Consider the following 8,606-nt stretch of genomic DNA (forward strand, 5'->3'; position numbering starts at 1 on the left):
TAAGGGGAAAGTTCTCCTTCATATTTTCGAAGAGTTATTTTTGATATGCAATTTAAGCTTATATACACATACCATAGCTCAAGGTCGAAAATATATCTTACTATTAACAGGATTTAATAGGATAGAAATGAAAAACACTAATAGCACACGTATCGAAGAAGATTTATTGGGTACTAAAGAAGTTTCTAATAAATTTTATTATGGCATTCACACATTACGTGCAATGGAAAACTTTAAATTAAGTAATCAAAAAATTTCCGACGCACCTGAATTAGTACGAGGCATGATGCTAACAAAAAAAGCGGCAGCCATGGCTAATAGCGAATTAGGGGCTGTAAGTCCCGAGATTGCGAATAAAATTATTGAAGCCTGCGATCTGATCCTCACGACAGGTCAATTTGTCGACCAATTCCCAGTAGATGTTTATCAGGGTGGTGCTGGTACCTCGGTCAACATGAACACCAATGAAGTATTAGCCAATGTTGCATTGGAACTCATGGGGCTAGAAAAAGGCCGCTATGATGTCATCAACCCTAATGACCATGTTAATAAGTGTCAATCCACTAATGATGCTTATCCAACAGGTTTTAGAATTGCATTGGTCAACAGCACAGATACTTTATTAGAGGCATTAACCGACCTCATCAGTGCCTTCGACACTAAAGCTACAGAATTCAAGACCGTATTAAAAATGGGCCGCACTCAGTTACAAGACGCTGTGCCTATGACATTAGGCCAGGAGTTTCACGCTTTTGCTGTAACACTGCGCGAAGAAATTAAATCGATTAAACGTTGCCAAGAATTATTACTTGAGGTGAATTTAGGTGCAACGGCTATTGGTACAGGTCTAAACACTCCAATAGGGTACTCCTCATTGGCCATTAAACATTTGGCTGAAATTACTGGCCGTGAATATGTGCCAGCAGAAGATTTAATTGAAGCGACATCGGATTGTGGCGCCTACGTTATGCTGCACAGCGCAATTAAGCGTATGGCCATTAAAATGTCCAAAATCTGTAACGATTTACGCTTGCTTTCATCGGGTCCACGCACAGGATTCAATGACATCAATTTGCCTCAGTTACAAGCCGGTTCGTCAATCATGCCTGCCAAGGTCAACCCTGTGATCCCAGAGGTAGTTAACCAAGTGGCTTTTAAAATTGTCGGTAACGATATTACGATCACTATGGCCGCAGAAGCCGGCCAGTTACAACTTAACGTGATGGAACCTGTCATTGGCCAGGCTATGTTTGAGTCGCTAAGTCTTATGGGAAATGCCTGTATCGCACTGCGTGAGAAGTGTGTTGAAGGGATCACTGCCAATCCTGATGTCTGTATGAATCATGTATTAAATTCTATTGGCATCGTGACCTATCTTAATCCGTTCATCGGTCACCATGAAGGCGACATTATCGGCAAAATTTGTGCCCAAACGGGTAAAAATGTCCGTGAAGTGGTGCTAGAACGAGGCTTATTAACAGTTGAAGAACTCGATGAAATCCTCTCTGTAGAAAACCTAATGCATCCTAAGTATCAGGATAAACGAAATACTAGCAAAACCAAAGTGTAACTCTGTTGGGTTGGAGATTTTCTCCAACCCAAATTCGATTATTAAACAATAAGCTTCTGCATAATTAACCTTAAGCAGAATATGACAATCAAAATAACAAAGAGTTAATACCATGATTATATTAGAGATAATTATCGTACTAGGGGCTATTTACCTAGGTGCAAGAATGGGGAGCATGGGGATCGGCTTTGCTGGCGGTGTCGGAGTGCTGATACTGACAGCTGGACTTGGACTAACACCAGGGACTATCCCGATTGATGTAATCCTAATCATTATGTCGGTGATCACCGCCATTGCAGCCATGCAAGTATCGGGAGGGATGGACTATCTCGTCTCACTGGCAGAGAAATTACTACGTAAACATCCAAAACAAATTACCTTTCTAGCACCCGTCGTCACTTATTTCATGACACTCTTTGCTGGAACGGGCCACACAGCATTCTCAACTTTACCTGTTATTGCAGAAGTAGCCAAAGAACAAGGTATACGTCCATCTCGACCTTTATCTATCGCAGTTGTAGCATCTCAAGTCGCCATTACTGCCTCACCTATTTCTGCGGCAGTAGTGTTCTTCTCTGGCATCTTAGAGCCACTTGGAGTGGACTATTTAGTGCTATTAGCAGTATGTATCCCCTCCACTTTTCTCGCTTGTATGGTCGGGGCCGTAGTAGCCAATTTAATGGGTAAACCGCTAGCAGAAGATCCGATTTACCAAGACCGTTTGGCTAAAGGATTAATCAAAAAACGTGGTGCTACCCAAATAAACATTAAAGACGGTGCTAAACGTTCAGTGGTGATTTTTTTAATGGCTATTGCGGCTGTGATGATTTATGCCACTGCGATTTCCGACAAAGTGGGATTAATTGTTAATCCGGTATTGCCTCGCGATTCAGCCATCATGGTGATTATGCTAACTGCTGCTGCAGCTATTACGATTTTTTGTAAATTAGACGCTAGCGAAATTTCTAATGCTGCCACTTTTAAGTCAGGTATGTCTGCCTGTGTCTGTGTGCTAGGCGTTGCGTGGTTAGGGGATACTTTTGTTGCAAACCATATTGATGAAATCAAAGACCTTGCAGGGACCTTACTGCAGAGCCAGCCATGGTTATTGTCGGTAACACTATTCTTCGCTTCTATGTTGCTCTACTCACAAGGGGCCACAACTAAAGCGCTGATGCCTGCGGCATTAGCCATTGGTGTGAGCCCTTTAACAGCCGTTGCCTCTTTTGCTGCTGTGAGTGCGTTGTTTGTATTACCTACTTATCCAACGCTACTGGCAGCTGTCGAAATGGATGACACCGGCTCAACTCGAATTGGTAAGGCGGTATTTAACCACCCATTCCTTATTCCTGGTGTAGTGACAATTGCTACCAGTGTCGCGTTAGCGTTCTTATTTGGCGGCATGATTATATAGCTCAATGTTAAGCAATGTTATCGAAGGGCTAATCCAGAAAATGGATTAACCCTGTTCTTTTAATCTTTATATAGGGACTTTGTTTTGGGGTAATGCTTACGCATTTACATCATAACAAATCTTATAAGAGGTGAATTAATGTCAGAAAAAACGCGCGTTCCAACCGCCATCAATGGTGGACCATTTGGACAAGCCTGGTCAGCTAGAGCCGACTGCTTACAAAGCTTGACAGGGGCTTTACTGGGCGCTTTCTTATTAGTGCATATGCATTTTGAGGCAAGCATTTTATTAGGCAAAGAAACCTTCTACCGCTTCGTGCAAGTACTTGAAGGTGGCATGTTTAGCGCTACTGGCCACGGTTGGCCACTAGTGACACAAATCTTTTCAGTATTTATTTTAGTTATCGTCGTCGTTCACGCGGCGCTAGCATTACGTCGCTTTCCGGTACAACTTGGCCAGTGGCGTGCACTTCGTGGGTTTATGTCCAACATAAAGCACAAAGACACTCGCGCTTGGTATTGGCAAATGATCACTGGATTCATCTTATTTTTCTTAGTCTCAGCACATCTTGCAACCATGATTTTAGATCCTGAAATTGGTCCACACCTCTCAGCCGACCGCGTCTATAACGGACATGCCTGGATCTTGTATGTGGTATTCCTTCCGGTTGTATTAGTACATGGCTTAATTGGCTTATACAGAGTGATATTAAAATGGGGAGTGAGCAATAATCGTTCTCTCATACGCACCATTGCCCAGGTGTTAATGATCTATTTACTTTGTTTAGGTTCATTAAGCCTCATTACTTACATCTCTATTGGCAGTGAACTGACACTACCCGTTCAGCCTTTTATTCCGAAGTAGTAGGCATGCTAAGGGGACGCTAAGTGTGATTGCCTGGCAACAAACAGCCAGAGTCAATAACAAAATGAGCCCCCCTGAATCGCAAAGCTAAGCCTCAACACACAGACCCTCCACTGACGAATAGGTGCATTACATCTATCGCAGGGGCGCAATGGAAATTCATACATATTATCTAGATTATTAGATAAGGAGCTGACTTTGAAACTTATTTATACAGACTCACTAATCATTGGTGCCGGGCTAGCAGGCCTTAGAGTTGCTATTGCCACCAAAGAACGCGGCCTAGACACACTGGTATTATCGCTTATTCCGGCAAAACGTTCACATTCAGCGGCGGCTCAAGGCGGTATGCAAGCAAGCCTTGGCAATACAGTTAAAGGCATGGGTGACAACGAAGACATACATTTTCAGGATACGGTAAAAGGGTCTGACTGGGGTTGTGACCAAGATGTAGCACGTATGTTTGCCCATTGCGCCCCCAAAGCCATACGTGAACTGACAAACTGGGGAGTGCCTTGGTCTAGAATTTCTGCTGGTCCGCGCGATGTGATAATGAATGCAAAAAAAGTGACTTTACATGAAGCAGAAGAAGCTCATGGCCTCATCAATGCTCGAGATTTTGGCGGCACCAAGAAATGGCGAACATGCTATACCGCCGATGGTACTGGCCACTCATTATTGTATGCGGTAGATAACCAAGCAATATCGATGGGTATTCCGGTACACGAAAGGATTGAAGCCTTATCACTGATCCATGATGGTAAGCGTTGCCACGGAGTCATTGCACGCTGTTTAGTGACCGGAGAACTGCGCGCCTATGTGGCTAAATCAACTACGATTGCGACTGGAGGTTACGGCAAAATTTATGAAATATCGACTAATGCCACTATCTGCGAAGGTATAGGCCAAGCGTTAGCACTCGAAACTGGCGTCGCGACATTAGGCAATATGGAAGCGGTACAGTTTCATCCGACAGCCATCGTCCCAGCAGGAATTCTTACCACTGAAGGTTGTCGCGGTGACGGCGGCATACTACGCGATAAAGACGGTCATCGCTTTATGCCAGATTACGAGCCAGAGAAAAAAGAACTCGCCTCCCGTGATGTGGTATCTCGCCGCATGACCGAACATATTCGCAAAGGTAAAGGAGATGACAGTCCTTACGGGCCACATCTCTGGTTAGATATAACCATTTTAGGTCGTGAGCATATTGAAACCAATCTGCGCGAAGTGAAAGAAATTTGTGAATATTTTCTTGGAATCGATCCCTGCAAAGAGTGGATCCCTGTAAGACCTACCCAGCATTATTCTATGGGCGGCGTTCGTACTAATGCCACCGGTGAAAGCCCACAACTTAAAGGACTATTTAGTGTTGGAGAAGCTGCATGCTGGGATATGCATGGTTTTAATCGTTTAGGTGGTAATTCTGTGGCAGAAACCGTAGTAGGCGGCATGATCATCGGTAAGTATGTAGCCGATTTTTGTGAACAAAATGCCTTAGAAATTGATACTGCCCTTACCCAAAAATTTCTCGATAAGTTACAAAATGAAATCGATAACTTAGTCGACGGTAAAGGTACAGAGAACCCCTTCGAAATAAAAAAAGAAATGCAACGTATCATGATGAATTACGTCGGCATCTTTCGAAATGGTCCTGAACTAGACAAGGCTATAGCCGAGCTTAAAGCATTACTTCTACGGGCAAAAAATCTAGGACTTAAGTGTAAAAAACGTCATTCAAATCCTGAATTAGTTGAAGCTCTGCGCGTCACCAGAATGTTGAAAGTAGCCTTAACTGTCGCCTGTGGGGCTGCTGCACGCACCGAAAGCCGTGGAGCCCACTCTAGAGAAGATTATCCACAACGCAATGATAAAGATTGGCTAAATCGTACATTGGCTACTTGGCCAAATGACGAGTCATTAGAACCCGTTTTACATTATGAGAAGCTCGATGTAATGAAAATGGAGTTACCTCCTGGATACCGTGGTTACGGCAACGATAACAACATTGCCCATCCCGATACTGAAAAACGGACTCAAGAAATAAACAAAATAACGGCAGAACTCGGCGACGCCCCAGATAGGCACACGCTGCAACAAGCGTTGATGCCATATACGTTACCTAGCCATCTACAACCAGCTAATGAACGTCTTAGCGATACATTAGCAGTCATACCATCTCAACCGGTAGGAAATAAATCATTATGAGCCGAAAAATCACCTTTAATATCTTCCGCTACGATCCACAAGATAGCCAAGATAAGCCAAAAATGGAACGTTACGAATTAACCGAAACAGATGGTATGACAGTGTTTATCGCATTAAATCAACTGCGTGAACAACAAGATACTTCGTTACAGTTCGACTTTGTGTGCCGAGCAGGTATTTGTGGCAGTTGCGCCATGGTGATTAATGGCTTCCCAACTCTTGCCTGTCGTACCTTAACGGCAAATTACCCTGATGGTGAAATCACCTTAATGCCTCTACCTGGCTTTGAACTGATTGGTGACTTGTCGGTAAACACCGGGAAATTTATGCGTGAATTAGCCGAGCGATTAAAGCTCTGGTTACATCCTAAACCTGACGATCAAGACATGCATCGCCTAGAAAATCCAATGGCACCAGAAGAAGCCGCGCGGATATATGAATTGGAACGCTGTGTCGAATGTGGTGTCTGCGTCTCTGCATGTGCCACCAAACAAATGCGAGACACCTTTGTGGGCGCAGTAGGCATGATGAAAATTGCCCGTTTCGAAATGGATAGTAGAGACAACCGCAGCGCAGATGACTTCTACCATGTTATCGGCAATCAAGATGGAGTCTTTGGCTGCATGACGCTGTTAGGTTGCCAAGATAACTGCCCTAAAGACTTGCCCCACATGCAGCAAATTGCTTATTTACGCCGAAAAATGGCCTCGACAATTCTCTAGTCAAAAAGTCCTTTAATCAAAAACTCGCTGCTTTGGCGAGATTGATGAGGCAATACAACACTAAAACTTTGCAAACAGGCGCCCCTGTTTGCAGTAAATATGTGGGAGCTTTTGCATTGTCGCTAGGCACCTGCTCACGCACTGTCAAAAGTGCACATCCTTACTACTAGCAGTACTGTTTAATCGGTAACCAAACCCGTAGCAGAACACTAGTAGTTGTTATGTAAGGAAACATAAATGAAACCGTCCCAACTAAAATCTGCAATTATTATGCTGAGCTTTGCGGCTCCCATATTCACAACTCAAGCTAATAGCAACACCGATACTAATGAGGAGTTACGAGCTGAACTACAACAAATTCAGCAAAGGCTCGCCACGCTTGAAACCCAAGACAGTGAGTCATCTTTGCTCTCAGATACCCAGTTTAATTTTTATGGTTCTTTACGTCCGACATTCGGTCTTACCCATACCAATTCAGACGATGTGTGGGATGTTGGAGATGCTAACTCACGGATTGGTTTTGCGACGGAATACCAATTAGGGGATGGCCTAATGGCCTTTGCTAAAGGCGAATTTAAGGTTGATATAAGAAATGATGGTGACTTTGGCGATGCACGAAAAGCCTATGTCGGAATCGAAGGTTTTTTAGGTCGGTTTGCTATTGGTAAGCAAGCAGTAACACAAGAAATCATTTACGATCCCGTCGATATTTTCAATCGTTCAGGAACCCCAATAGCCTATGACAGTGCAAGTCCATTTAGACTTAACAATCTAGTGACTTATAGAAAGCAATTCGGCGATATTTTGTTTTCTGCTGATGCCCAATTCGATGGTAACAAAGGAAGTGATGGGAGTGATTTCTTTAACACCGGTTTACGTTACAAAACAGACCTAATCTACATAGCCGCAGCGTTTTACACTAAAGAATTAGAAGACGGTACAGATGAAAATACCGTAGGTGTCACCTTAGCTAAAAACTTTGAGTCACTGTACCTAGCAGCTGCTTATCAAAACATAGACAAAGACATCGCCGATGGGTCAACTCTTGATATAGTCGCAAGCTACTTCATCAATGAAACCTATAAAATTAAACTGGGGATATCCAAATATGATGATGGTGGCAACAATATCACCTCAGGTAATTATAATGCCTATAACACCACCTTTGAATGGCATAAAACATCGAAATTCAGTACCTTCATCGAATATCAGAAAAAAGACTTTGAATACCAAGATACTGATGATCAAATTATGGTCGGTATGCGCTATAACTTCGATTATAAGTTTTAAGCCGTAAATCAACTTCATGATTCAGTAAAAGTAATGGCGCCCTAAGAAGCTTATATTTATTAGAGTGCCATTAGATACTGTAAGCATGAGCAAACTAGCCATGGTTAACATGGTTAACTACTACTTTTAAATACACTAACAGTATAAATCTACCCCCCCCCCTGATATTCCGTTAAGAACACGTTACGGAGGATTAACGCATAATGTTAATTCTCCGTAGTCAATTATCCATAAAACATCAGAATATTCAGTGCATAAATCGAAAATACTACTGACAGTAGTTCAAGAAATTGTCGAAAAAAAACTAAAAAAATACAAACCTAGGCTTTGCAGAGTTCTACTGACTAATCGTTTTCCAAGGGAAATGGATAAGAAACAAATAAAGGCATAATGAGGATGACATGAGTAGTCAACTAAATAAAAATGCACATAAGAGCGACAAGCATTTCCATCACCAATGAAAAAACAGCAGGTTAACTCAGAAACGCCAGGTTGATCTTAGCTACAATGAAAGTGAAACAGGAACAGGAACAAGAAA

At 42.7% G+C, this 8,606-nt stretch carries 6 protein-coding genes; all 6 read left to right on the plus strand.

Annotated elements, in window-relative coordinates; translation table 11 throughout:
• Positions 1–127: 127 nt before the first annotated feature.
• The 6 genes from aspA (at position 128) to CXF78_RS07540 (ending at position 8,068) form a co-directional block, all read left to right on the plus strand.
• Positions 128–1,570, plus strand: coding sequence for an aspartate ammonia-lyase (aspA, locus tag CXF78_RS07515; RefSeq protein WP_102036421.1), 1,443 nt, complete (start codon positions 128–130; stop codon positions 1,568–1,570).
• A gap of 112 nt (positions 1,571–1,682) precedes the next feature.
• Positions 1,683–2,984 (plus strand): anaerobic C4-dicarboxylate transporter, encoded by a 1,302-nt coding sequence (locus tag CXF78_RS07520; protein ID WP_041412770.1) that lies wholly within the window; start codon positions 1,683–1,685, stop codon positions 2,982–2,984.
• A 138-nt stretch (positions 2,985–3,122) separates the two neighbouring features.
• Positions 3,123–3,848, plus strand: a complete 726-nt coding sequence (locus CXF78_RS07525) for a fumarate reductase cytochrome b subunit (protein WP_059744834.1) — start codon at positions 3,123–3,125, stop codon at positions 3,846–3,848.
• A 198-nt stretch (positions 3,849–4,046) separates the two neighbouring features.
• Positions 4,047–6,056: a fumarate reductase flavoprotein subunit gene (locus CXF78_RS07530; RefSeq protein WP_102036422.1), complete on the plus strand. Its 2,010-nt coding sequence runs from the start codon at positions 4,047–4,049 to the stop codon at positions 6,054–6,056.
• Positions 6,053–6,778 carry a fumarate reductase iron-sulfur subunit gene (locus tag CXF78_RS07535; protein WP_011636162.1) on the plus strand — a complete coding sequence of 242 codons (726 nt, stop codon included), beginning with the start codon at positions 6,053–6,055 and terminating at the stop codon, positions 6,776–6,778. The genes CXF78_RS07530 and CXF78_RS07535 overlap by 4 nt, the downstream gene beginning before the upstream one ends.
• Positions 6,779–7,015: 237 nt before the next feature.
• Entirely contained in the window at positions 7,016–8,068 is a 1,053-nt protein-coding gene (locus CXF78_RS07540) for a porin (RefSeq protein ID WP_102036423.1), read from the plus strand.
• Positions 8,069–8,606: the final 538 nt, after the last annotated feature.

Origin of the sequence: Shewanella sp. 11B5, from assembly GCF_002836795.1 — a bacterium.
In the GTDB taxonomy this organism is placed as follows: domain Bacteria; phylum Pseudomonadota; class Gammaproteobacteria; order Enterobacterales; family Shewanellaceae; genus Shewanella; species Shewanella frigidimarina.

Bases quoted from the DNA above. Each gene is read 5' to 3' on its own strand.
- aspA (WP_102036421.1), top strand. From the start codon at position 128: ATGAAAAACACTAATAGCACACGTATCGAAGAAGATTTATTGGGTACT.
- CXF78_RS07520 (WP_041412770.1), top strand. From the start codon at position 1,683: ATGATTATATTAGAGATAATTATCGTACTAGGGGCTATTTACCTAGGT.
- CXF78_RS07525 (WP_059744834.1), top strand. From the start codon at position 3,123: ATGTCAGAAAAAACGCGCGTTCCAACCGCCATCAATGGTGGACCATTT.
- CXF78_RS07535 (WP_011636162.1), top strand. From the start codon at position 6,053: ATGAGCCGAAAAATCACCTTTAATATCTTCCGCTACGATCCACAAGAT.
- CXF78_RS07540 (WP_102036423.1), top strand. From the start codon at position 7,016: ATGAAACCGTCCCAACTAAAATCTGCAATTATTATGCTGAGCTTTGCG.